This is a genomic window from Bradyrhizobium sp. SZCCHNGR1005, from assembly GCF_032489995.1.
Lineage (GTDB): Bacteria > Pseudomonadota > Alphaproteobacteria > Rhizobiales > Xanthobacteraceae > Bradyrhizobium.
The window spans coordinates 587,363-609,392 of sequence record NZ_JAUEZC010000004.1; the positions used below are offsets into that span (position 1 = coordinate 587,363).

Sequence of the window (22,030 nt, forward strand, 5' to 3'; positions counted from 1 at the left end):
TGTGGCTCCGACTTGGCGCTCGCCACTATTTCTCCCAAGGAATTAAACGATCATACGTTTTTTTAATTCAGGCTCAAGCAATAGTTTCGTTTGGCCGCAGTCAGCTAGTCCATTGAAACTATGGGAATTTCGTGAGAGCGTCGGATCGCGGCTCGCCGGTCTCGATCGGGCTGGGAGGACTCAGGGCAGGCACGAGATGGCACGCACGATCGGCTCACACGGCCCGACCACGATGGAGGCGATCCGCAAAGCGGGCCTGCGTCTGATCTTCGAACACGGCTACGCCGCGATGAGCCTACGTCAACTCGCCGCCGAGGTCGGCATCCAGCCTGGGTCGCTCTACAACCACATCAGCACCAAACAGGACCTGCTGTTCGATCTGGTGCAGGAACACATGAACACGCTGCTGCGCGCCCTCGAACAGGCGCTGCAGGACAAGGAAGGTCCGACCGAGAGGCTGCGCGCCTTCGTGGCCTTTCACGTCACCTACCACATGGCCAGGAAGCGCGAGGTCTTCATCGCCAATTCGGAGCTGCGCAGCCTGGAACCCAGGAATTACGCCGCGATCGTGGCGCTGCGCACGACCTATGAACAGCGCCTGGCCGACATTCTCGCCGAAGGCGTTGCGGACGGCGTCTTTGACGTCGTCGACATCCAGGTCGCAACCTTCGCGATCATTGCGCTCCTGACCGGTGTTTGCACGTGGTATCGGCCGGGCGGACGGCTCACCAGGGACGCGATCATCGCCGCCCATGAAAAGCTGGTCCTCTCGGGCGTGATGCCGCAAGCCGCGCAGCCCGCTGCCACAGGCAGAGCGCGCGACATCCAACCTGCCGGCTGTGACGGCACGGACCGGACCGTATGACAGAGGGCACATTGCTGGACGATATCGATCGGAGGATCCTGGCGGAGTTGCAGAGCGACGGCCGGCTTCGCAACAACGAACTCGCCGACCGGATCGGCATCTCCCATTCCAACTGTCTGAGGCGGATGCGAGCGCTACGCAGCCGCGGCGTGATCAAGACGATCCGCGCCAGCCTGGACGAGAAGGCGCTGGGCTATGAGGTGGTCACCTTCGTCACGATCCAGCTCGCAAGCCAGCAACAAGCGGCGATCGCGGCGTTCGAAGCCGCGATCGCGGCGCTCCCTCTGGTCCAGCAATGCTGGCGCCTGTCAGGCGAAGCAGATTTCCTGCTGAAATGCGTCTCGACCGGTGTCGACGGTATGAGCCGGCAGCTCCGGCAATTTGCTGCCCTGCCCGGCATCCGCGCCATCCGCAGCTTCCCAGTGCTCGGCGTGGCAAAGGACGCGCCCTTGCCCATCGAGCCGCCACCGGCTGGATCGAAGTAAGCAGCGCCGCCGCTGCTTTAGACTAGTGCGTCCAGATTTAATGCGTCCAGGGCTCGCCGCGGCGGAACGAAAAGTTGTCGGCATAGGCGATCTGGCGCTGCGCCGGCTCCTTCGGCTCGATCACCTGGTACGGGATCGCCTTGCGCTCGCAATAGGTGATCGCCTCTTCCTTGGTGTGGAAACGCAAGCTCAGCTGCTGCTTCATGTCGGTCGAGGAGGTCCAGCCCATCAACGGCTCGATCGCGCGCGGCTGCTCCGGCTCGTAGTCGAGCTGCCATTCCCGGGTCTTGGCCTTGCCGGATTGCATCGCGTTCTTGGCCGGCTTAAAAATACGTGCGGTCATCGATGGACGGGCCCTCAAAGCGACAGTAAAGCGCGTGGTGGAAACCTCCGGGATAGGCTAGAGGCACGTTTCAGGAATGTGATCGGTGATTCCTACCCCTGGATGCACCTTTTCTCGATCCGTATAGTCATTCTGCCGCCCCATGACAATCTGCGATGATGGCCATGGGATTCTCCTGCTCCCTGACGACCGTCTCGAAACAGCGCGTTGAAGCAGCCCCATGAACATCAAGGCCACACTGCCGGAGAAAGGACGCGACCTCCGGCTCGACCTGTTCCGCGGCATCGCCAACTGGGCGATCTTCCTCGATCACATTCCCGATAACGTGGTGAACTGGATCACGACACGGAATTACGGGTTCAGCGACGCGGCAGACCTGTTCGTGTTCATCTCCGGCTACACCGCCTCGTTCGTCTATGCGCGGATGATGATCGACCGTGGCTTCATCGTCGGCGCGACCCGCCTGTTCAAGCGCGTCTGGCAGCTCTATGTTGCCCACATCGTCCTGTTCGTGATCTACATCGCGGCCATCAGCTATCTTGCCAGCCGGTTCGGCGATTCCGAGATCATCAGCGAGTTCAATGTCGCGGGGCTGGTGGATCACGCGACCGATACCCTGGCTCAGGGCCTGATCCTGAAGTTCAAGCCGGTCAATCTGGACGTGCTGCCGCTCTATATCGTGCTGATGGGCTTCTTCCCGCCGGTGCTATGGCTGATGCTGCGCCAGCCCGATCTCACGATGGCGGGGTCCATCGTGCTCTGGCTTGCTGCACGCCATTTCGGCTGGAATTTCACCGCCTATCCCATCGGCACGTGGTATTTCAATCCCTATTGCTGGCAGGTGCTGTTCGTCTTCGGCTCATGGTGCGCGCTCGGCGGTGCCCGTCGCTCCATGGGGATCATCATGTCCCCGATCACCCTGTACTTCTGCCTGGCCTACTTGCTGTTTGCATTGATCATGACCATGGCCGGACGCTTTCCCGATTTCGGGGCGATGTTTCCGGATTGGCTGTACGGCGCTTTCAACCCGAACGACAAAACCAACCTCGCCCCCTACCGCTTCCTCCATTTCGTCGTCATCGTGATCCTGGTGATCCGCTTCGTCCCGAAGGAATGGTCGGGGCTGGAATGGAAGCTCTTCGACCCGCTGGTGGTCTGCGGACAGCAATCGCTGGCCGTCTTCTGCGTCGGCGTCTTCCTCTCCTTCATCGGCCACTTCACGCTCATGATGAGCTCAGGTTCGCTGCTTGCCCAGATCCTGGTCAGTGTCGCCGGCATCGCCATCATGACAACGGTGGCCTATTACATTTCCTGGTCCAAGCGTCAGGACAAGCCACTGCCCAAGCCGGTACCAAAGCCGACGTAAGCGCCCTCTCCGGGCGCTAACGCTTCGGCTTGCGGGACGCGGAAGGCGCCTGGTCTCGCTGCGCTGACTGGGAGAGCGGAGGGGAAACGATCCGGCCGCGCGAAGTAAAGCCACCCCACTCCGCCGACCAACCGACCTCGACCGCAGCAGTCTTCTCGATCTCGCCGAGGCGCTTGCCCTGGAGCGCGAACATTGCGCCCTGTGGATCGATGCACCGCGCGATCCAGATCCCGTCCGGCAATTCCACCGGCCCCTGCGCCACGCGTCCGCCAAGCGTGCGAACGCGTTGCAGCGCTGCAGTCAGATCGGCAACATTGAAATAATAGAGCCAGAACGGGACCGGCGCCCGGGGCAGCTTGGTGAAGATACCGCCGATGGTATCCGCGCCTGCCGAGAACAGCTGGTATCCCTCGATCGCCCCGACATCATCGGCCGCCTTCTGCCAACCCAGCCAAGAGCTATAGAAGCTGAAGGCCGCAGGCCCATCGGCCGCCAGCAGCTCGTGCCAGCCGACCCGCCCGACGGTTGCAGTCGTTGCGCGCGGCGGCGCAAACTTCAGCCCCTCGACCAAAGCCAGGGTCGCCGTCTGCGGGTCCGCAACGATGGCGATCCGGCCGATATTGCTGTCGGTGGGCTGAACGTAGACCCGGCCTCCCAGCGCCCGGAGCCGTTCGGCAGCTGCATCCGCGTCGGCGACAGCGACGTAGCCGGCCCATCGCGGCATAGCGCCGCTGCGCAGCGCCTCCGGGGGCAACGCCATTACCCCGCACACGGGAGCCTCGGCGTTGGTCAGCAGGCGGTAAGGAAATTGCTGTGTCGATGCGTCGCGAGCATCCCACCCAACCACCTCGCGATAAAAGCCCTCGGCCGCCCCCCTGTCGGTGGTCAGCAATTCGTACCACACAAAATGTCCATGGTTGCTGGTCATGAGCTCAGCTCTGCCGCGCTTGTTGCAACGCCACATTCACATTTGAAGCGGCTGTCGCGAGGAACAATCAAGAGCGATCGTGATTGTGTGGGCTCTGTGCCGTGCCAGTCTGACATCGCCGACGTTCACAAAGATGAATGAAAGCAAAACGTTGCGCCAAGCAAATCTTTCTCCTGCCTTGCGTGTCACGAAGGTGCAGCGTACTATCAAAGTGGGGCGGATCGACACAGACCTTTCGAGGGAACGGAGGATGTAACGATGCCACAAGCAAAGCCAGCTTCGAAGCGGAAGCGTGCGGTAAAGGCTGCGGTGCCTGCGCTTGGCGCTGCCGGATTAGGCTTCTCGATGGTCGGTGCCGCATCGGCCGCCACCATGCCCGTCGATGCACCGAAGACCGTCGATCTGTCCGCGACGCATCCGATCACGCTGAGTGACGAGGAAATCGCCGACATCTCGCTCTCGACCTTCCATCTGTTCGACAAGGAGAACGCGGACGCCAAGGTGCAGACCGCTTGGCGCGGCTGCGGCGGCTGCCGTGGTTGCCGCGGATGTGGCTGCCGCGGGTGCCGTGGCTGTCGTTGCGGCGGTTGCGGAGGCTGCGGCGGTTGCTGCCTCTCGTGGGGCGCCTGCCGCCTCTGCTGAGCCAGCTCAGCCCATTGATCGTCCGATCGATGTGAATGTCTCATGGCCGGGTCCGACGAGGTCGACCCGGCTCATTCATGTCTTGACTGCGCCGCCAGCCAAGATCCCGTTCGGGTTTCCTCTTCCGAACTGACCTGCCTTCCCGCCCTCCCGGTATGTCGATTCAGCTCCAGGACATTCCTGTCACCGAAACGGGCGTCCCCGGTCGCGCGGCATCGCCAGCACACATTCGCAGGGACGTTACACCATGACGACACGCCCCCAAAAATCGGCGCGCTCCCGAACCGGTTCGGCGTCGCGGGCCAGCAAGAGCACACTGCAATTCGCGCCGAATTTCACCGCCTATGTGCTGCCCCCGGACGTGGTCTGCGTCTATTCCGAGGACCGAAAATTCTTCCTCCATGGCGAGCTCTATTGCGCGCTTGCATCTGCGATCGGACAAGGTGGCAAAAGCCGGGGCGATCTGATCGCCAAGCTCGGCAAGACCTTCCCTGCCGAGAAGATCGAAGGGGCAATCAACCGCCTGCTCGAACGCCGCTATGTCGTCAATGGCGGAGCATCGAATGGCGACGTGCTCGCCGGCTATTGGGCCAGCATCGGCCTGCCGCCTGAGGCGGCCGCGCAGAATCTGGCAAAATGCAAGGTTCGGATCGAAGCCATCGACGTGAAGGGCGCGGCTGAGCTGAGTTCAGCTCTGGGCAAGCTTGGTGTGCGCGTCGTCGCACGGTCTGCCGACCTCACGATCACGCTCGTCAACGATTATCTGGAACCGCAACTCACCGCGCTCAATCAAAAACGCGTGGCTGACAACACGACGTGGCTTCTGGTGCAGCCATCCGGTATCGCCCCGCTGGTCGGCCCGGTGTTTCAGCCCGGCCATACCGGGTGCTGGACCTGCCTGTTCGACCGCATGATCCGCAATCGCGAGATCAAGGGCTTTCTCGATCGCGGCGGCGCGCGCGCCGTGGCGACCTCTCCCCTCGCCCGCAACCCGCTCTGCCAGAATGCGATCCAGTTTGCGGCGATGGAGATCGCCAAGGCGATCGCGACCGGCTTCCGCACCGACCTGCACGATCACATTTTGAGCTTCGATCTGACCGGTGCCGCCATCGCCAGGCACTATGTCGCCCAGCGACCGCAATGTCCGACCTGCGGCGACAAGAAGCTGGTCAATCCGCGCCGCGCGCCCGAGCCGATCCCGCTGGGCTCCGGTGCCAAGCTTTTGATCACGTCCGGCGGCTATCGCACCGTGACCTCGCGCGCCACCGTCGCTCGGTTCAGGCGGCACGTCAGCCCGCTCACCGGCGTGGTCAAACGGCTCGAGCGGATCGAGGCCGATCTACCGATGAACACCAATTTTTTCGCGCAGCATAACTTCTCCGCGCCGGCGCAGAGCGTCGCCCAGCTGAGGTCCGGCCTGGAAGGCGGCAGCTTCGGCAAGGGCTCCACCGCCGAACAGGGCGAAGCCAGCGCGCTGATGGAAGCGATCGAGCGCTACTCCGGCATCTTCCAGGGCGACGAAATCCGCGCCACCAAGCGGTTTACGGATTTCGCCGATGGCGATGCGATCAAGCCCAACGACATCCTCTTGTTCAGCGATGTGCAATACGAGCATCGCCAAAACCACACCCATCAGGACGACACCCAGCCGGCGCCCGAGCCCTTCGATCCGCTTGCGAAAATTGAATGGTCGCCGCTGTGGTCACTGCGCGACAACAAGTTCAGATACGTTCCGACCAGCCAGCTTTATTTCTTCTACAGCGGCCCGCGCCCGTTCCATGCAGATTCCAACGGCTGTGCCGCAGGCAACACGCTGGAAGAAGCGATCGTCCAGGGCTTCCTCGAACTGGTCGAGCGCGATTCTTACGCGATCTGGTGGTACAACCGCTCGCAGCGCACCGAAGTCAACCTCGATCATTTCGAGGATTCCTACGTCAGCGATTTGCGCAACCAGTTCACTGACGCCGGCCGCAAGCTGTGGGTGCTCGACATCACCAGCGATCTCGGTGTGCCGACTTTCGTCGCCATCATGCATTGGATGCAGGACGGGCACGAGAACATCGAATTCGGCTCCGGCGCGCATTTTGATCCGCGCATTGCGCTTCTCCGCGCCATGACCGAGCTCAGCCAATTCCTGGCCATTGGGCTGATGGGCGGCGGCTCCGGCGAGAAGCCGACACTGGACGGCATCACGCCGCTCAGGCTCGAGGATTATCCATTCCTGCGGCCTGCGAAATATCCGATCCCGCGTCCCGAACTGGGAATGGCGATCCCGCGCAGCACCACGCGCGAGCAGGTCGATGCGTCCGTCGAGATCGCAAGACGCGCCGGTCACGACTTTCTGGTGCTCGACCAGACCCGGCCGGACGTCGGGGTATCCGTGGTCCGCGTCGTCGTCCCTGGCCTGAGGCATTTCTACCGCCGCTTCGGGCCCGGCAGGCTCTATGACGTGCCGGTCAAGCTCGGCCTGCGTGATGCGCCGATCCCGGAGCATGAGCTGACGCCATTCCTGCCGCATACGTGATCGCGGGACACGCACCATGGCCAAGCGGATGAACAAGCCGACGAAGAAGGCGGCAGCACCGACGAAGAAAGCGAAAGCGGTGCCACAGCGAGCTGCGCCGCTCGTGCTCTCGGTGCGGCTCAGCGAGCATGTTGTGCTCGAACCGGCAGGCCGCAACCATCTGTCGGCTGTGGTCAACGGCTACCCGCTGGATCTCGGCAGGTTCAGCGAGGCTGCCGCGAAACGGGCGCACGTTCTGAAAGATGGCGTCAAGCTTGCCGCATTGGCGGGCACCAAGCCGCTGGACCAGGAGATTGCGAAGCTCGTCCAACTGCTCGCGCGCCAAGGCCTCGTCGAATATGTCCTGGCGCGCAGGGCCGACGCCCATGCACTCGCCGTGATCGAGCCGCAGATGCCTGACTATCGGCCGCAGATCCCAAAACTCGGCAATGGCGAGACCATCGTGCTGTCACGCTTTGCCTATCTGCGCCGGCGCGCCAGCGAGATGGTGCTGGAGTCGCCGCGCTCTGGCGCGCTGTTTCGAATCGGAGATCCGGCTGTCGTTGCGATGCTGACGGCGCTCGCGGCGCCGCAGAAAGTCGGCAAGCTGCGCGCGATGTCCGGATTTCCCGGCATCGAGCTGCTTGCCTTGCTGCTGGATTGCGGCATCCTGTTCCGGTTGGACAGGCCCGATGATGACGGCCAGCGCCCGAGCGAGGGCGACGAAGCCCTGGTGATGTGGGACTTCCACGATCTGCTGTTTCATGCCCGCAGCACCGAGGGGCGCCAGGCCAATCCGCTGGGCGGCGTCTATCCCTATGTGGGTTGGATCGAGCCGCCGCCCGCCATTCGGCCCAATTGGCCGGGCGAGCGGATCGATCTTCAGCCAGCGCTCGCTGCGCCGGCCGAAACGGCCTCCGCCGCCGCAAGACTGTTTCGCTCGCGGCATTCGGTGCGCGACTATGATGACCAGAGGCCGATCACGCTGGCCGAGCTGTCGCTGTTTCTCGACGGCACCGCGCGGGTGTTGTCGCGCTGGGAGAGCAGTCTCGACGACGAGAGCGACAGCCCGGTGCTCGACTACACGCGACGGCCCTATCCGTCCGGCGGCAGTGCCTACGAGCTCGAGCTGTATCTGACAGTGGCCAATTGCGACGGCCTGGCTACCGGGCTCTATCATTATGATGCCGACGCACATGCACTGGTAGCGATTCCAGCCCGGCCCGAGCTGCTTACCGCAATGCTGGATTCGGCGCAGTTCGCAATGGACGCCGCCGGCCACCCGCAGATCCTGATAACCGTCACGTCGCGCTTTGCACGGCTGGCCTGGAAATACAGCGCCATTGCCTACGCGCTGACGCTTAAGGATGTCGGTGGGCTGTTGCAGACTTTCTATCTGATGGCGGCCGACATGGGGCTCGGCGCCTGTGCGGTCGGCACCGGCAATATCGACCTGTTCGAAAAGGTGAGTGGCATTCCGTTCCACATCGAAGGCCCGGTCGGCCAGTTCACGCTCGGCCGCGCCATCGATGCTTCTGATGCGAAGTGAAGGCTGCAGGTGCACGGTTGACCTGTGTCAATCGCGGCCGGACGGTCGCCGCTAATGGTCGGTCACGAACCCGAGGTCGTGCTGCACTGAGCGCATCCGCTCGCATGCAACCCGATGCGGCCTCGCTGAAAGGATCAGATTATGCCGACCCATTTTCATGCCGTCGTGTGGCTCGATCACGTCGAGGCGAAAGTATTCCATATCGGCCTCACTGGCGCCGACGAGGTCAGTCTGCACCCGCATCTGCCGACGCGCCATCTGCACCACAAGGCCAGTTCGATCGGCAGCGGGCACGCGGCAACCGACAAGCATTTCCTTGAGGAGGTCGCGAACGCGCTCGGCGATGCCGGGGAAATCCTCATTATCGGCCCGGCCGGTGCGAAGACGGAGCTTGCCCATTATCTGCAGGAGAGGCATCCGGCGATCAGCAAGCGCGTCGTCGCAGTCGAGCCGGCCGATCACCCGAGTGACGCTCAGATCATCGCCTACGCCAAGCAGCATTTCAAAATGCCGCCGCCGCGGGTGGCGACGGGCACAGCCGGCTAACGGCTGTTTCCTTCCCTATCTCGCGCCGTCTGCCAAGGCCTCGCTGCAGGCACGACGCCCCGATCAGGCCAATGTGTCGCAGGCACGATGTGCTTGATCTAGCGCAAAGACGATAGTTTTCGATTCAGGCGAGGATAACCATAGCGGATGTTCCTTCCCCGGATTCAGCCGCTCAACTTCGGATGCTCCCGAGTTTGCCGCTCCGGGGGCATCCGAATTTTTTTGGCGGCTCATCGAACAGTCAACGACGGTCACGAGCTCAGTACGGGGAAGCGTCAAGCAAGAACGTCGTAAGCCCGCGCTCCGCACGCGAACGCCAGCCTATCCGGCAGCAAGGCCAGTCAATCGGAGTTTCCGAGTTGAAGTTCGGATGACGAGTGTGCGCGGCTTTCGCACCCATATCGGCCTCACCGGCGTCGACGAGGTCAGTCTGCACCCGCATCTGCCGACATTCCATCTGCACCACAAGGCCAGTTCGATTGGCGAAGTTTCTTAGAGTGGAAGTAGGTAAGTAAAGTGGCTTCTTTTCAGAAGCGCCTTCCACTTTGGATCGAAACCAGCCCATTGGCCTGAGCTCCGACCCAAGCCACCCAAGATGGTGTAGCCGGATTCATAGGCGCCGCTCTCGTCAACATAGACGGTAACGATCACGAAAAGCTCCGCCAGATCAGTCGAAAGTGCCTCAGCAAGATGCTTGAGCAATGGTTTTGGGTACTGCGGGTCGCTTGTTCGAATCCCTCGTTTATTCGGATCTAAAATACAGATTCGAACACCCCAACGGCGACCCAGCTCTGTGGGTAAATCGGGGCAAAAACTGATGCATGGGAAGGACATGCACTGACGCGTTAGGGGGACGCCAGGGGGTACTAAGTGCCTTGATCAGAAATGGCTTTTGGCGGCTCTGGTTGTCTCAGGGGGCACCCAGGGGAGAGCACATGGTCGGGGCAGCTGGATTCGAACCAACGACCTGCAGTACCCAAAACTGCCGCGCTACCAGGCTGCGCTATACCCCGAACTCTGTGGTCCGACGTCCTACACGCTCGCCGCCTCGGCAGCAAGGCGGCTGGGGAGCGCCGGTCCGGCAAATGCGCGCGGCCTTCCACAACCGAAAGTGGACGTCAGTTGATTTCACAACTTCGTGACATCACCCTGCGGGCGGGCGATTCAATGTGACGAGATGGCGGGCGATCCGCTTTCCGGATGGATTTCCGCTGCCATCATGCCCTTGGAGCCCGGCCCATAACGCACCAGCACATATTGGCCGGGACGCAGTTCGGTCATGCCGAACCTACGCAGCGTCTCCATGTGGACGAAGATATCCGGAGTACCCTCGCCGCAGGTGACGAAGCCGAAGCCACGCAGGCGGTTGAACCATTTCACCTGCGCCCGCTCCAACCCGCTCGTGGGCGTGACGGTGACATGTGTCCGCGGCGGCAGCATCTGCGCCGGATGGATCGCGGTGGACTCATCCATCGAAAGGATGCGGAAGGCTTGATATCCTTTCGCCCGCTGCACGCACTCGCAAACCAAACGCGCGCCTTCGTAGGCGGTCTGATAGCCGTCGCGCCTCAGCACGGTGACATGCAGAAGAACGTCTGGCCAACCATTGTCCGGGACAATGAAGCCATACCCCTTCGAAGCGTCGAACCATTTGATGACGCCACCAATTTCGACAAGATCTTCGCCGAGACTCGACAATGCATCAATCGCCGAATCGCGCGCGGCGCCGCTTGGATAATCTCCGAGCCGGCTTGGTGCGGACCCACCAGGCACCGGTACTCCGAGCTTCTTGGACCCAAATTCGTCCGACCCCATAACCCCGGACCTCACAGATGATTTTGTGAGCCGCCACCCCTGCAACGGCGCCCTCATGCGCACTCATCAACTCTACTCACGATGAATCACGCGAATCTCTCGAACCAAAAGATAACATTCCCTTGCCTCGCGCATAGATAAAAATCAAAGCCGCCGGAACCTTTGAACAGTCTTGCAGGGTGCGCTTCGATTTCGATTCAATTGCGAACGAAGGGAGACAGGGTCTCTCCGATATCGTGATGGATCACGAGATCGGCAACGTCGTCCTGCTCCGTCGGTTCCCGGTTGATGATCACGAGCTTCGCCCCCGCGTTCTTTGCCATCAGCGGAAAGCCGGCGGCCGGCCAGACCACGAGCGAGGAGCCGATGGCGAGGAACAGGTCGCTGCGCTGGGCCAGATTGGCCGCCTGCTGCATCGCATCTTCCGGCATGGCTTCACCGAACGAAACCGTCGCCGTCTTCACCGGATCGCCGCAAGCTGGGCAATCCGGGGCGGCTTTCTGGGCGTCGAAGCGTTGTTTGACCCAGGCCAGATCATAATCTTGCCGACATCCGATGCATCGCGCGTAGGTTGTATTCCCATGCAGCTCGATGACATGATGAGCGGCAAAGCCCGACGCCTGGTGCAGATTGTCGATGTTCTGGGTGATCACGGCCGGAACCTTGCCGGCGCGATAGAGCGAGGCCAGCGCATGGTGGCCGCGACCGGGCTTCGCCGCTGCAAACACCGCCTCCATCGCAAAGCGGCGGCGCCAAGCCTCGTCCCTGGCGTCCTGGCTGGCCACGAATTCCTCGAAGGAGATCGGCCGATGGCGTGCCCACACCCCACCGGGAGAACGGAAGTCCGGGATGCCGGTTTCGGTGGAAAGTCCCGCGCCGGTGAAAGGAACGACGACGGATGCGGCGGCGATCATATCGCCGAGCATCGCGACACCACTCTGGAGATCCGTTGCAATCATCGGCAGCAGTCCCAAGACAAAGGCCGTGCCAATCATAGCACGGCCTTTTCCCTTTACCGCCCTGCGCTCGCCCGCGTCAGCAAAGCCCGGTCAGGCAGCTTCCGAGACGGAGTCTGAGGCATCGCCGGCTGTTCCGGTTTTCCCATCCTGCGCCTTCTTGGCCTTGGGAGCAGGCGCGGAAGCCGCCACCTTCTTACCCGGCTTGCCACCGCCCAACTGGGCCAGCCGCTCCATTTCCGCTTCCAGCTCCATCTGCCGCGCGGTGACCTTTTCAAGCAATTTTGCCGCCGCCGCGTCGCGCAGCCCGGCCAGTTCGTCAATGCTCAGGGAATCCAGATCGAATTTTGCCATTCTCAGCCCATCTCTCGAAGTTCGTGAGTCCATCGCACGACCTCCCGCACGAACTTCGAAAAGCCGAAGGGCCGCTTGCAAGTTTCTGATTCTCGGTGGTCTCTCGTGCCGCGTTCGCCCCGAAGGTCGTGAACGGCGCTTGCGGCGCGCAGAATGCGGTGACGGCGGCACGGGCTCCCATTGTGATCGCTAGCGAGAAGCTCACGACATCACAACAATGGCGCCGCCTTTTCCACCACCACGGTGCGACTTGTTCCTGCCCCGTTCGCCGCAGTGGGAAATCCACTGCGCAGGAATGGGTTCGCGGAGCTTGTCCGCAATCGCGCCCTAATCGCGAGCGCTCATCCGCGCACACGATTCGGCTGCGACCGGAGATGATCGATGGCAAAGAATGAAAAGCAGGAACGAATTACGAAGGAGCGCGAGGAGATCACCGCGCGGGTCGCGAAGTTCAAGGCGACGCAGGACCGGTTTGCGCGGGAACGTGAACAATATGCGATCGCAGCCTGGGCGAAGGCCGGAAGGAACGAGCGAGGCGACTAGCGCGGCGGCGACGAAGTTCCGCTGATGAGCGCGCGGGCCGCCAATCGGGGTTCGAATTCGCTCCGCCGCCGCCGCTCGCTGGGGTCACAAGCAGCGAAAAGCCCGGAAGCAGGGCTTCCGGGCTTTATCATCACCAGTAGTGGTGCCAATAGTGGTGGCGGTGATAGTAGGGACCGCCATAATACGCGTACGGGCCCGGGCCATAAACGTAGCGAGGCCCATAATAGTAGTCGTAGTCGGGGCCGTAATAATACGGATGTGACGCTGCGATCGCGCCCGCGGTCAGCGCACCCGCCGCAAGGCCGAAAGCAAGACCGGGTCCGATGCCGCGCGCCTCAGCCGGCGCGGTCGCGAGCGAGGTCGCGGCCACAGCGCCGACCGTCGCCAACACTGCCAGTGTTTTTCTCATGGTCATGTCCTCCACTTGAACACCAGCATCCAACGCGCACGGCCTGCCTTGGTTGCAGGCGTTTGCCCGAGCCGCACCACGGAACGCGGCGACAGTTCGAACGTTCTGGATCAAGCGAGGTGCCCCATGCCGTCATGGTTGGAACTGGTCTTGAACATCATCGGATATGGCGGTTTCCTCGTCCTCGCTTCGCGCGACTGGCCTGACGTCGCAGACAGCGCCCCAGAGGAGGTTCGTCAGGACAAGGCCTAGCGGCCGCATCGGTCCGGTTGCGCGTGCGATGAAGCATACGCGACGAAGCCGATCGGAACTTCAGTGCGCAGCAGCCGTTTCGATTTGATCCCTGAGAAGACCTTGCCGTTGCCGTGCCGAGAAATGATGCGACTTGTCGCTTGTGACAGTCCCCTCGCCTTCTCGATCACCCCTTTGGCCTAGGCTATGTCGGCGACGTCAAGCACAACGGCCTCCCGGCTCGCTGGCAGAATTTTTTGAACCTTTTTGCCCGCGCAGGGACGGACTGTTGCTGGGGATTTCAGGGCCCAGTCTTCGAGGCAGCGTCACTCGGCGAACATATTCCGCCGTCCGTGGCGCTGCTGTCGTTTTAACCTCGCTCCTGCCGAGCGTCGGCACCGGGCATCGGCTCACGGCGCGTCAGCAGAGCGTCTAGCTGGCCTGCTCGCCGCGGCGTTCGAGCACCGCATCGTAGCTGCCACCTCCATTGACGCAGGTCGGCAGCAGGGCGACTGCACCTTGCGACACCTATTCGCCAGCCACCGACGCGAACGAATACGCAAAGTAAGAGGCCCCCTTTTCAGGGGGCCTCTGGTCTCAGGCAACCGCGTCCTTGGCGGCCTTGACGGGGCGAGCCCGCACGATCTTCCGCGCCGGCTTGGCCTTGAACATCATCTCCTCGCCGGTGAAGGGATTGGTGCCCTTCCGCGCCTTGGTGGCGGGCTTCTTGATCACCACAAACTTCGCGAAGCCGGGGACCAGGAACACCCCGTTCTTCTTCAACTCCTTGTGGCCGACGTCGGTGAGCGTCTCCATGACGTTCTTGACGTCGCGCTTGGACAGCTCAGTCGTGGTCGCAATCTTCTCGATCAACTGCGACTTGGAAAGTTGGGTAGCCATCGTATCTCCTTTGAGTGGTACCGATGAAAGACTTAGACGACTGCACGCGGCTATCTCGCGCATTGCTGCACGGATCGGTCGGGGCTTTGTGACTGCATTGCGCAGCCGGGACTTTGAGTCGTCTGGTCGGAAGTGACCCCGCGTTCTTTCGGGAATCTCCTGGTTTTTAAGGGCCCCGAAGCACCCACAGCGACGCCAAAATTCCAACGACACGAGCAGAAGTCAAGGATTGATGATCGTCAATGGCCCCCCGAGTTTCATTTTTCCCTATGTTTTAAGGCATTTCTGGCTTGGTCGCGTGATTTCAGCGACACTTTCTCGCACAATTGCGTGGAAATAACCTTGAAATGGGCTCCACGGAGGCGTCGGTCGACGTCGCGAATCACTGCGAAAATAGGCTTTCGCGACACGTCGTCGCGCCGCAAGACGGCAGCCGATAACCGTTCGACCCAACGGACGACGCCAGCTTCGACCCGTGGCGCTCTCCTCTCCTGCATTTTCCCGAACGGCAAACGAGACGCGAAGGTCTGGTGCGGGCGCCGGCTTATGCCGCTCAACATGAACAATTCCACGCGAGCCGATCTCTACGCCGGCGGGATCCTCTGCCTCGCTGCGGCTTTTGCTGCTATGGACGGGGCGCGGCCGACAGTCCCCGTCGAGCACCAGATTTCGTCCAAGGAGACAAGAAAAATGCGCTACCTCCACACCATGCTGCGCGTGCGCAATCTCGACGTCGCGCTGAAATTCTTTTCCGATGCGCTCGGGCTGAAGGAGGTCCGCCGGATCGATAACGAGAAGGGCCGGTTCACACTGCTCTTCCTTTGCGCGCCCGAAGATGAACACCTGCTGAAGAGCCAGCCGGCGACGCGGGGGGCACCGCTGGTCGAACTCACCTACAATTGGGATGAAGAGAGCTATGGCGAAGACCGCTTCTTCGGCCATCTCGCCTATGAGGTCGACGACATCTACGCCACCTGCGAGCGGCTGATGAAGCTCGGCGTCACCATCAACCGTCCGCCGCGCGACGGCAACATGGCCTTCATCCGCTCGCCGGACCTGCATTCGATCGAGCTGCTGCAGAAGGGCGAGCCGAAGCCGCCGCAGGAGCCGTGGCTTTCGATGCCGAACACCGGGCACTGGTAGTTCCGTTCGAGACCGCCGTCCAAAAACGCTTGCCAAGAGCGCCATCCAAGGACGCCGCCAGAACCGGAACATCACCGCCAGCACTGCGTTGTCGCTCCGATTGGAGAGGAACGCGAGGAGGCGGACATGGCGCGAGGACTTCTGCTTTGGCTGTTGGGCGTGCCGATTCCGGTGATCATCGTGCTGTGGCTGATCTTCGGCCACTGATCCCGAAGTCGATACGCACCGTCGAAAAGCCCCGCCTACGGTGGGGCTTTTTGCATGTCTGGGGCGCAGCGGCTATCCCCACGCCGACATTCTGGAGGAACAGCGCGCGATGCCGAACGAAAGCCGACCGACGATCTGGGGCCGCCCGAATTCGGTGAACGTTCAAAAGGTGCTGTGGTGCACCGCAGAGCTCGGCCTCGCTTACGACCGAATCGATGCCGGCATGCAGTTCGGCCGCAACACCGAGTCCGATTATCTCGCGATGAATCCGAACGGACGGATCCCCACCCTGGTGGACGGTGATTTCGTGCTGTGGGAATCCAACGCGATCATGCGCTATCTCTGCCTGGCCTATGGCGCGGATGCGCCGATCTATCCGAAACGGCCGCGGCAGCGCGCGAGCGTGGAGCGGTGGCTCGACTGGACGCTCTCGACGGTGCAGCCGGTCGAGCGCCCGGTGTTCTGGGGACTGATCCGCACACCGCCCGAACAGCGCGACATGGCGATGCTGCAGAAAGGCGCTGACGAGGCCGCTGCGCTGTGGCGAATCCTCGATGCGCATCTGGAGACGCGACGCTATGTCGAGGCCGAGATCTTCACGCTGGCCGACATCGCGCTCGGCGCGTTCGCACGCCGCTGGTTCGGGCTCGAAGGCATCGAGAAGCCGGAGCTGCCGCACCTGTCGCGCTGGTACCAGGCGCTCTCCGGCCCGGCCGGCCTTCATCCGGCACGTCGCAGCACCGCTCTCGTAAGTGCGCAGCGGCGCCATCGCCACGATCAGCGCCGGAGCGAACTTCCGGCCTCGATGCTCGCGGCACCGCCGACCTTCACGCAGGTGTCGGTGCCGGGGAGCTTCGCAAAGCTTGGCCCATAGGCGGTGCATGGATTGCTCATGCCGGCACGGGGCATCGGCTTCACCGTCGGCGGAGTTTTGGCTGTCGCCGCTTTGGCCGTCGGAGCGCTCGGCACAAGCAACGAGGCTCCCGGCGATTGCGCGAGCACGGTCGTCGCCCACGACAGGCTGAGCACCGCAACGAGCATGAACGATCTGAACATCGGGCTGTTTTAACGGTGCGAGCCGAGCTTCGCCAGCCCGCATGCCGCCTCAGCCGATGAACTTGACTCCAGCCGAGGCTCCTCGGCGCCACACCACCTGGCAAAGCCGGCCGGTGCGCGCATCGCGCGAAAACGCCAGCCGAATGGTGTTGGGCAAGGCGACCGCGTCGTCGAGTGTGATCTTGGCGCCGGCACTTGAAATGTTCTGCACCAGGCAATGTCGCACGGCGAATCCACCATCCAGCGTGATCCACGCAGCTTGCTTCATGGATTTCCGCGCTTCGCGCTTCTTGGGGGCAGCCATCTCGCATCGACCTCCGTACGGGCGATGCGCTATCGCGGCAGCCCCTAAGATCGGGTTGATTTGACTAAAGAAAGATCGCTAAGCCGGCCGCGGCCGTGCCAGAGCGATCGCGCCAGCACAATCGTACCAGGACCATCGTGCACGTTGGGGGCATAGCGCGCCGGTGGTAGCCCCGACGTCTTTCCCGCAATGAACATGTGCGCTTTTCCGGCGACAACCTCGCGATTTCCGCGCCACCGACCGACTTGTTACCAAACAGTTAAAATCGACAGATAAGAAGCCGCGACGGTCTTTCGCATCCCGGATCATCGCAAGACCGCCCGCAACGGCATGGGCCGGATTGGCCCAGCAATCTTGATCCCTGGGGCTCTTGGATGTCGTCCGCATCGTCGAAATTTTGGAATTATGCAGCTCTCGGAGCTGCGCTTGTCCCGTTTGCCGCGCACGCCGGCAGCATTCCGACCACCCCGCCGGTGAACTTCACCAACAGCTCAACCGCGTCGGTCGGCTCCACGATCGTCAATCTGCTCGATTCCTACGTCAACCTGATGCAGTACAACCCGCAGCTCAAGCATGGCGCGGGTGTGATGGATCAGAACATCGCGACCGTGGTCAGGATGACGCGGAATCGGACGCCGGCGCAGACGCTCGCCGCCATCCACGACGATCGCACCGCGCAGCCCTACAGCGTGCTGAACGGCCTCGGCGTGCTGACCTCCTCTTTCATGACCGGGATTGGGTCGTCCACCACGGGAACGGCGCCGGCGAAGCTGACCCCGACCTCCTACGTGACCACCACCCTGCAGGACTATGCACCGACCGCCCAGGGCATCAACTACCTGAACGGCGCCACGATCGGCTTCGCGACGTTCGGAGACGGCACGGCGACGCCGTTGGCGGCGGCCGCGAACTTCCTCAACAACACCATCCGCAACAACGCCTCGACCGAGCCGCCGAAGCGCACATTCGAGCGCTATATGGGCTCGACCGCGCCTGTGACCAATCCGGGTTCGATCGCAGCAGGCGCAATCAGCCCGCTCGATGCGCGCTACGGCAATTACAGCGCCACCAGCAACAAGGCGGGCCTCACCACCGCCGACACGGCGCAATTCGTGGTGCCGACCTATTTCAGCAATTTCTCCGTCCCGCCTGTCTACGGCACCACTGTCAACTGGGTCCGCGGTTTCACCGTGACGCAGGCCATGGTGACGGCCAACGGCGGCAAGCCGATCGCAGTCCCCAATGTGGGCTCCTATGATGCTTCCGGCAATTTCACCCCGACGACGTTCAATGTCGGCGACTATGTCCCGGGCATCGGCACGGCGCCGCGGCCGTACCGGCTGTCGAGCGCGGTAAATGTCCCCACCCTGCTCTGGCAGATCATCAACGGCAGCAATCCCTATGCCGATGGTGCCTATATCAGCGGCCACACCAACCTCGCCTACAACCAGGCGCTCGGCCTCGCCTTCCTGGTGCCGCAGCAATATGCGAGCCTCTTGGCGCGCGCGGCCGATCTCGGCAACAACCGCATCCTCGCCGGCATGCACTCGCCGCTCGACGTGATCGGCGGCCGCATCGAGGCCACCGCGATCGTCGCCACCAACATCTACAACGCGCTGTACGATGCGAACGGCAACCGGGTCGATTGGACCAATCCTGCCAATGCCGCCGCTTACGCGATCCACCAAGCCTACACCCAGACCCAGAAATATCTGGCGCAATCCTGCGGCACCAGCAGCGTCGAGAGGTGCATCGAGAAGAACGAAGCGAAGGCCGGAGAGGACCGGCATCGCGATCGCGAGGCGTTCGACGACGACATCGATGCCGACGACACCAAGAGCTACACCTTCCGCATGACCTACGGGCTCGCGCTGGCGAGCCATATCCATGCGCCCGAAGTCGTGCCGGTGCAGGCGCAGGTGCTGCTGCTGACGCGCTTCCCCTATATGACGGACGAGCAGCGCAGCGAGATCCTGCGCGACACCGCGCTGCCGGCCGGCTATGCCCTGCTCGACGGGAACAGCTGGGACGGCTGGGGCCGCCTCAATCTCTACGCCGCCGTCCACGGCCAGGCGTCGTTCTTCCGCGCCGTCAGGGCGGCAACAATGCCGTCATTCGAAACGATGTCGCACTGACCAAGGCTCACCGCGCTCTTGGACAGAGGCTCGACAGCAAGAAGCCGGGGCGCGTGTAGCCCGCGCGCCCCGGCTTATGATCCCGGCGGGTTACGCGACGCTAACCCGCCCCTTGCCCTGACAGAGATCGCAGCGCCTCGTCTCATTTGCGCGATTTGATCATTCTCAATGCGGGCGCGCCCGGCCGGGCTAAGAAGCGACATTCGAGTGGAGGCGAGCTTCAATGACGCCGAGATCGAAAACATTCGCGTGGCAGCGGGTGTCGCTGCTGGCCCTCGCCGCCGCCACCATCGCCATGTCCGACGTTCGGCCGGCGGCGGCCGATTACACGCGAAGTTGCACCGCCACTCTCGAGGTGCGTCCATCAGGCACCAGCACAGCGCGCAAAGCCTATCGGTGGTCGGTGCGCAACACAGTCACGCATTATTACCAAGTCAATGAAGCTCGGCGGGAGGCGCGACGCGCGATCACCTCGTGCGTGCGCGCCCATTGGGATGCCCGCGACGTCGATGCGGTACCCTCTGCCTGCCAATCGCACGGCAGCCTTGAAGTCCGTGACTACCCCTTCGTGAACCTGGCGGAACGGCTTGATACCGACCTCTGCGTGGCCAGCCCGACGAACTACGCGCAGGACGTCGACCTCGTGCTGTTCATCGAAGGGAAACGCGGCTGCGTGGTCGATGGCGGAAACATCAATCCCGCGACCAGGGTCGACATCGCGAGCGGCTACCACATCAGTTGTCCGGTGCCGCCCTTGCCAGGCATCCGCCTCCCCGGCCACGATATCAGCCGCAGCGAGATCCCGGGCCAGGATTGGCGCCGTTGCCGCCAGCTATGCCAGGACACGGCCGCCTGCCGTGCGTGGACCTGGCGGCGGGCGGGCAGTTCAGGAGCGGGCTCTGCCGAGAGCTGCCTGCTCAAGAGTGCGGCGGGCGTGCAGGTCCGCGATAGCTGCTGCCATTCCGGGACCAGGGACTAGGAGGAAATAGATGGCGCTCCCTAGCGGAATCGAACCGCTCTCTCCACCGTGAAAGGGTGGCGTCCTGACCGATAGACGAAGGGAGCAAAACGCTGGACGGCACGACGAGCATCCTCGCGCGACGTCATCGTTCTCCAGGTTCCGTAAAACCCTCGGCAATTCAACGCGTTGCGGCGAAAAATTGCGACGCCGGCCGCGGTTTCAATCCGATTCCGCCCCGGCGCGGCCGAACGTATAGTGTCCTTTCGCCGGTCGGGCAAGCCGATGTTGGGAATCCCACGCGCAGTCTGTTCCTCCGAGGCTCACCGGGCGGCAAACAGCGGCGTGACCCCGATGGTATCGATGTAAACGATCCCGTCCTCGACCTTCACCGGATATTCCGCGAGCGCGCTTTCCTGCGGGTGCAGCGGCGCGCCGGTCGAGGCGTCCCAGGTCCAGTTATGGACCGGGCAGCTCAGCACCCGGCCATCGAATCCAGCTTCCTCCAGCGGCGCGGCCGTATGCGGACAAACGCCCTGGAACGCCTTGAGCTCACCGTTATCAGGCCAGGCCAGGATGATGAGCTGAGCGTCGGCGATGACGAGGCGCATGCCGCCTTCGTCGATCGTGTCGACTTTGCAAACGCGGGTGAACATTCACAACCTTCCATCGAGCATGCCGCGCGTCATCCTATGCCGGCCATGCGCGGCAGCGTGAGCCCGGAAAAGCGGCACTCGGGAAAAGCAAAGGTCTTCGCCGCGGTGCTGGCACCCTTCTTGCTGCCATCACGGCAGGAGTCTTCGTCGCGCGTTGGTGCTGTCGGGAAACCGACACGGACAGTGCGAGCAGAGACAATGCGGCGACGGAGCAAGTCATGACCGATATGGCGGAGCTGAGACAGCGCAAGGAGCCGCTCAACCTCGCCATCGTCCACGTCGATCCCGACGCCTTCGTCGCCAGCCTGATGGGCTGGCTGGAGATCACGGCCTTCATCAAGGCGCAGCGCGCCGGTGAGGCCGAAGTCCCCGCCGACGGCAAGACGCCGGCGCTGTCGGCGGCGCAGCTCAAGGGCGGCGGCGTGCACGAGGTCGGCAATGACGCGCTGTTTGCGTTCGCGATGACGGCGGCGCTGAAAGGCGACAAGCCGGCCCTCGACAAGGTCGAAACAGCCCTGCTCGAGCGCATGGGCAAGGATTTCCCCGGCTCCTTCGCGCTCTGGCATTTCCGCACAACGATCGATGCGCCGACGACGCTGGACGATTTCGTGGGCCAGGCCGGCAAGAAGCTTCTGCTCGGCGACATTCCGCCGCCGCCGTTGCGCGCCAAGGAGAACTGGAGCACGGGCCTGCGCTTCTTCGAGAAGGCGCGCAAGTCCAACTTCATCCACGAGATCATGTACCCGCTCGCGAAATGGACGCGGGGCCGCTGGACGGAGACGGCGGAGAAAGGCGTCGCCTTCCTGCACCACATCGAGGACAACGTGCCGGTGCTGCGCGAGGTACTCGATGAGCCGCGCAACGACCAGCCGTTCATCGCCAACGCGCTCTTGAAGCTGGCGCCTGCCGTCGACATGGAGCTCAACGAAGAATATCAGGGCTTCCTGCGCTCGCTGGCCCGGCGGAATTGAGCTCGCACGCTCAGCAAAAAGGCCGGCGGGCGCTACGCCGCCGACCCTTTGTCGCGACTGCCGGCTCCCGGTTGTCCGGTTCCGTCGCAGGATACCAATCAGCGTGAGCCTGATTTAGTTAACAGGAGCTTAATGCGCGCTTCCGTATGATTGCGGATGCGCGCC

24 protein-coding genes, 2 tRNA genes and 1 pseudogene are annotated in these 22,030 nt (G+C 62.7%); 15 read left to right on the top strand and 12 right to left on the bottom strand.

The annotated features are described in order from the left end of the window. Positions 1–196 precede the first annotated feature (196 nt). Together QXZ85_RS20495 and QXZ85_RS20500 are read left to right on the top strand one after the other, a co-directional pair. On the top strand, positions 197–865 hold the full coding sequence (locus QXZ85_RS20495) for a TetR/AcrR family transcriptional regulator (protein WP_315703828.1): 669 nt from the start codon (positions 197–199) through the stop codon (positions 863–865). Continuing rightward, positions 862–1,350 carry an Lrp/AsnC family transcriptional regulator gene (locus QXZ85_RS20500; RefSeq protein ID WP_315703827.1) on the top strand — a complete coding sequence of 163 codons (489 nt, stop codon included), beginning with the start codon at positions 862–864 and terminating at the stop codon, positions 1,348–1,350. Before QXZ85_RS20495 ends, QXZ85_RS20500 begins: the two co-directional genes overlap by 4 nt. Positions 1,351–1,387: 37 nt before the next feature. On the opposite strand, the gene QXZ85_RS20505 is transcribed toward QXZ85_RS20500, so the two are convergent. Beyond that, positions 1,388–1,693, bottom strand: coding sequence for an ETC complex I subunit (locus QXZ85_RS20505; RefSeq protein ID WP_315703826.1), 306 nt, complete (start codon positions 1,691–1,693; stop codon positions 1,388–1,390). A 220-nt stretch (positions 1,694–1,913) separates the two neighbouring features. Here QXZ85_RS20505 and QXZ85_RS20510 point away from each other — a divergent pair, with 220 nt between their 5' ends. Further along, on the top strand, positions 1,914–3,059 hold the full coding sequence (locus QXZ85_RS20510; protein ID WP_315730028.1) for an OpgC domain-containing protein: 1,146 nt from the start codon (positions 1,914–1,916) through the stop codon (positions 3,057–3,059). Positions 3,060–3,075: 16 nt separating this feature from the next. Here QXZ85_RS20510 and QXZ85_RS20515 read toward each other — a convergent pair whose 3' ends face one another. After that, positions 3,076–3,987 carry a VOC family protein gene (locus QXZ85_RS20515; protein WP_315767882.1) on the bottom strand — a complete coding sequence of 304 codons (912 nt, stop codon included), beginning with the start codon at positions 3,985–3,987 and terminating at the stop codon, positions 3,076–3,078. Between the two features lie 258 nt (positions 3,988–4,245). On the opposite strand from QXZ85_RS20515, the gene QXZ85_RS20520 reads away from it, so the two are divergent. From QXZ85_RS20520 to QXZ85_RS20540, 5 genes are all read left to right on the top strand, one after another. Then, complete coding sequence (locus QXZ85_RS20520; protein WP_315703823.1) at positions 4,246–4,629, top strand: hypothetical protein; 384 nt, start codon at positions 4,246–4,248, stop codon at positions 4,627–4,629. A 247-nt stretch (positions 4,630–4,876) separates the two neighbouring features. Further along, the gene (locus QXZ85_RS20525) at positions 4,877–7,153 is read left to right on the top strand and encodes a TOMM precursor leader peptide-binding protein (protein ID WP_316174755.1); all 2,277 of its coding nucleotides are present in this window, start codon (positions 4,877–4,879) and stop codon (positions 7,151–7,153) included. Positions 7,154–7,169: 16 nt separating this feature from the next. Next, positions 7,170–8,681, top strand: coding sequence for a SagB family peptide dehydrogenase (locus tag QXZ85_RS20530; RefSeq protein WP_315742041.1), 1,512 nt, complete (start codon positions 7,170–7,172; stop codon positions 8,679–8,681). 141 nt (positions 8,682–8,822) lie between these two features. Next, positions 8,823–9,227, top strand: coding sequence for a translational machinery protein (locus QXZ85_RS20535; RefSeq protein ID WP_315703820.1), 405 nt, complete (start codon positions 8,823–8,825; stop codon positions 9,225–9,227). 370 nt (positions 9,228–9,597) lie between these two features. Beyond that, positions 9,598–9,723: a hypothetical protein gene (locus QXZ85_RS20540; protein WP_315767884.1), complete on the top strand. Its 126-nt coding sequence runs from the start codon at positions 9,598–9,600 to the stop codon at positions 9,721–9,723. A 440-nt stretch (positions 9,724–10,163) separates the two neighbouring features. Here the strand turns inward: QXZ85_RS20540 and QXZ85_RS20545 are convergent. The 4 genes from QXZ85_RS20545 to QXZ85_RS20560 form a co-directional block, all read right to left on the bottom strand. Continuing rightward, positions 10,164–10,240: transfer RNA gene (locus QXZ85_RS20545), tRNA-Pro, on the bottom strand. Positions 10,241–10,391: 151 nt separating this feature from the next. Next, positions 10,392–11,042, bottom strand: coding sequence for a cold-shock protein (locus QXZ85_RS20550; RefSeq protein WP_315703818.1), 651 nt, complete (start codon positions 11,040–11,042; stop codon positions 10,392–10,394). Between the two features lie 197 nt (positions 11,043–11,239). Beyond that, positions 11,240–12,001 carry an SIR2 family NAD-dependent protein deacylase gene (locus tag QXZ85_RS20555; RefSeq protein ID WP_315703817.1) on the bottom strand — a complete coding sequence of 254 codons (762 nt, stop codon included), beginning with the start codon at positions 11,999–12,001 and terminating at the stop codon, positions 11,240–11,242. Positions 12,002–12,091: 90 nt separating this feature from the next. Further along, entirely contained in the window at positions 12,092–12,352 is a 261-nt protein-coding gene (locus tag QXZ85_RS20560; RefSeq protein ID WP_315703816.1) for a hypothetical protein, read from the bottom strand. Positions 12,353–12,733: 381 nt separating this feature from the next. On the opposite strand from QXZ85_RS20560, the gene QXZ85_RS20565 reads away from it, so the two are divergent. Next, positions 12,734–12,895 (top strand): hypothetical protein, encoded by a 162-nt coding sequence (locus tag QXZ85_RS20565; protein ID WP_315703815.1) that lies wholly within the window; start codon positions 12,734–12,736, stop codon positions 12,893–12,895. A gap of 130 nt (positions 12,896–13,025) precedes the next feature. Here the strand turns inward: QXZ85_RS20565 and QXZ85_RS20570 are convergent, their stop codons facing one another. Next, positions 13,026–13,304 carry a hypothetical protein gene (locus QXZ85_RS20570; RefSeq protein WP_315742039.1) on the bottom strand — a complete coding sequence of 93 codons (279 nt, stop codon included), beginning with the start codon at positions 13,302–13,304 and terminating at the stop codon, positions 13,026–13,028. Between the two features lie 126 nt (positions 13,305–13,430). On the opposite strand from QXZ85_RS20570, the gene QXZ85_RS20575 reads away from it, so the two are divergent. Beyond that, entirely contained in the window at positions 13,431–13,556 is a 126-nt protein-coding gene (locus tag QXZ85_RS20575; protein WP_315703813.1) for a hypothetical protein, read from the top strand. Positions 13,557–14,132: 576 nt separating this feature from the next. Here QXZ85_RS20575 and QXZ85_RS20580 read toward each other — a convergent pair. After that, the gene (locus QXZ85_RS20580) at positions 14,133–14,435 is read right to left on the bottom strand and encodes an HU family DNA-binding protein (protein WP_315703812.1); all 303 of its coding nucleotides are present in this window, start codon (positions 14,433–14,435) and stop codon (positions 14,133–14,135) included. Between the two features lie 690 nt (positions 14,436–15,125). Between QXZ85_RS20580 and QXZ85_RS20585 the strand changes: the two genes are divergently transcribed. Together QXZ85_RS20585 and QXZ85_RS20590 are read left to right on the top strand one after the other, a co-directional pair. Then, positions 15,126–15,578: a VOC family protein gene (locus QXZ85_RS20585; RefSeq protein WP_315703811.1), complete on the top strand. Its 453-nt coding sequence runs from the start codon at positions 15,126–15,128 to the stop codon at positions 15,576–15,578. Between the two features lie 316 nt (positions 15,579–15,894). After that, positions 15,895–16,537: pseudogene (locus tag QXZ85_RS20590) on the top strand (glutathione S-transferase family protein). Positions 16,538–16,562: 25 nt separating this feature from the next. On the opposite strand, the gene QXZ85_RS20595 reads toward QXZ85_RS20590, so the two are convergent. Together QXZ85_RS20595 and QXZ85_RS20600 are read right to left on the bottom strand one after the other, a co-directional pair. Beyond that, positions 16,563–16,841, bottom strand: a complete 279-nt coding sequence (locus QXZ85_RS20595) for a porin (protein ID WP_315767885.1) — start codon at positions 16,839–16,841, stop codon at positions 16,563–16,565. A gap of 49 nt (positions 16,842–16,890) precedes the next feature. Continuing rightward, positions 16,891–17,145, bottom strand: coding sequence for a PilZ domain-containing protein (locus tag QXZ85_RS20600; protein ID WP_315704278.1), 255 nt, complete (start codon positions 17,143–17,145; stop codon positions 16,891–16,893). 374 nt (positions 17,146–17,519) lie between these two features. On the opposite strand from QXZ85_RS20600, the gene QXZ85_RS20605 reads away from it, so the two are divergent. Together QXZ85_RS20605 and QXZ85_RS20610 are read left to right on the top strand one after the other, a co-directional pair. Further along, positions 17,520–19,280, top strand: coding sequence for a hypothetical protein (locus QXZ85_RS20605; RefSeq protein ID WP_315767886.1), 1,761 nt, complete (start codon positions 17,520–17,522; stop codon positions 19,278–19,280). 223 nt (positions 19,281–19,503) lie between these two features. Beyond that, complete coding sequence (locus tag QXZ85_RS20610; RefSeq protein WP_315767887.1) at positions 19,504–20,259, top strand: PAN domain-containing protein; 756 nt, start codon at positions 19,504–19,506, stop codon at positions 20,257–20,259. An 11-nt stretch (positions 20,260–20,270) separates the two neighbouring features. Here QXZ85_RS20610 and QXZ85_RS20615 read toward each other — a convergent pair. Together QXZ85_RS20615 and QXZ85_RS20620 are read right to left on the bottom strand one after the other, a co-directional pair. After that, a tRNA-Glu gene (locus tag QXZ85_RS20615) sits at positions 20,271–20,345 on the bottom strand. Positions 20,346–20,561: 216 nt separating this feature from the next. Beyond that, positions 20,562–20,894: a Rieske 2Fe-2S domain-containing protein gene (locus QXZ85_RS20620; protein WP_315703806.1), complete on the bottom strand. Its 333-nt coding sequence runs from the start codon at positions 20,892–20,894 to the stop codon at positions 20,562–20,564. Between the two features lie 218 nt (positions 20,895–21,112). On the opposite strand from QXZ85_RS20620, the gene QXZ85_RS20625 reads away from it, so the two are divergent. After that, positions 21,113–21,865 (top strand): hypothetical protein, encoded by a 753-nt coding sequence (locus QXZ85_RS20625; protein WP_315703805.1) that lies wholly within the window; start codon positions 21,113–21,115, stop codon positions 21,863–21,865. Positions 21,866–22,030: the final 165 nt, after the last annotated feature.

Excerpts from the sequence above, each read along its gene's own strand:
- QXZ85_RS20495 (WP_315703828.1), top strand. The coding sequence starts at position 197 with ATGGCACGCACGATCGGCTCACACGGCCCGACCACGATGGAGGCGATC.
- QXZ85_RS20500 (WP_315703827.1), top strand. The coding sequence starts at position 862 with ATGACAGAGGGCACATTGCTGGACGATATCGATCGGAGGATCCTGGCG.
- QXZ85_RS20505 (WP_315703826.1), bottom strand. The coding sequence starts at position 1,693 with ATGACCGCACGTATTTTTAAGCCGGCCAAGAACGCGATGCAATCCGGC.
- QXZ85_RS20510 (WP_315730028.1), top strand. The coding sequence starts at position 1,914 with ATGAACATCAAGGCCACACTGCCGGAGAAAGGACGCGACCTCCGGCTC.
- QXZ85_RS20515 (WP_315767882.1), bottom strand. The coding sequence starts at position 3,987 with ATGACCAGCAACCATGGACATTTTGTGTGGTACGAATTGCTGACCACC.
- QXZ85_RS20520 (WP_315703823.1), top strand. The coding sequence starts at position 4,246 with ATGCCACAAGCAAAGCCAGCTTCGAAGCGGAAGCGTGCGGTAAAGGCT.
- QXZ85_RS20525 (WP_316174755.1), top strand. The coding sequence starts at position 4,877 with ATGACGACACGCCCCCAAAAATCGGCGCGCTCCCGAACCGGTTCGGCG.
- QXZ85_RS20530 (WP_315742041.1), top strand. The coding sequence starts at position 7,170 with ATGGCCAAGCGGATGAACAAGCCGACGAAGAAGGCGGCAGCACCGACG.
- QXZ85_RS20535 (WP_315703820.1), top strand. The coding sequence starts at position 8,823 with ATGCCGACCCATTTTCATGCCGTCGTGTGGCTCGATCACGTCGAGGCG.
- QXZ85_RS20540 (WP_315767884.1), top strand. The coding sequence starts at position 9,598 with ATGACGAGTGTGCGCGGCTTTCGCACCCATATCGGCCTCACCGGCGTC.
- QXZ85_RS20550 (WP_315703818.1), bottom strand. The coding sequence starts at position 11,042 with ATGGGGTCGGACGAATTTGGGTCCAAGAAGCTCGGAGTACCGGTGCCT.
- QXZ85_RS20555 (WP_315703817.1), bottom strand. The coding sequence starts at position 12,001 with ATGATTGCAACGGATCTCCAGAGTGGTGTCGCGATGCTCGGCGATATG.
- QXZ85_RS20560 (WP_315703816.1), bottom strand. The coding sequence starts at position 12,352 with ATGGCAAAATTCGATCTGGATTCCCTGAGCATTGACGAACTGGCCGGG.
- QXZ85_RS20565 (WP_315703815.1), top strand. The coding sequence starts at position 12,734 with ATGGCAAAGAATGAAAAGCAGGAACGAATTACGAAGGAGCGCGAGGAG.
- QXZ85_RS20570 (WP_315742039.1), bottom strand. The coding sequence starts at position 13,304 with ATGAGAAAAACACTGGCAGTGTTGGCGACGGTCGGCGCTGTGGCCGCG.
- QXZ85_RS20575 (WP_315703813.1), top strand. The coding sequence starts at position 13,431 with ATGCCGTCATGGTTGGAACTGGTCTTGAACATCATCGGATATGGCGGT.
- QXZ85_RS20580 (WP_315703812.1), bottom strand. The coding sequence starts at position 14,435 with ATGGCTACCCAACTTTCCAAGTCGCAGTTGATCGAGAAGATTGCGACC.
- QXZ85_RS20585 (WP_315703811.1), top strand. The coding sequence starts at position 15,126 with ATGCGCTACCTCCACACCATGCTGCGCGTGCGCAATCTCGACGTCGCG.
- QXZ85_RS20595 (WP_315767885.1), bottom strand. The coding sequence starts at position 16,841 with ATGTTCAGATCGTTCATGCTCGTTGCGGTGCTCAGCCTGTCGTGGGCG.
- QXZ85_RS20600 (WP_315704278.1), bottom strand. The coding sequence starts at position 17,145 with ATGGCTGCCCCCAAGAAGCGCGAAGCGCGGAAATCCATGAAGCAAGCT.
- QXZ85_RS20605 (WP_315767886.1), top strand. The coding sequence starts at position 17,520 with ATGTCGTCCGCATCGTCGAAATTTTGGAATTATGCAGCTCTCGGAGCT.
- QXZ85_RS20610 (WP_315767887.1), top strand. The coding sequence starts at position 19,504 with ATGACGCCGAGATCGAAAACATTCGCGTGGCAGCGGGTGTCGCTGCTG.
- QXZ85_RS20620 (WP_315703806.1), bottom strand. The coding sequence starts at position 20,894 with ATGTTCACCCGCGTTTGCAAAGTCGACACGATCGACGAAGGCGGCATG.
- QXZ85_RS20625 (WP_315703805.1), top strand. The coding sequence starts at position 21,113 with ATGACCGATATGGCGGAGCTGAGACAGCGCAAGGAGCCGCTCAACCTC.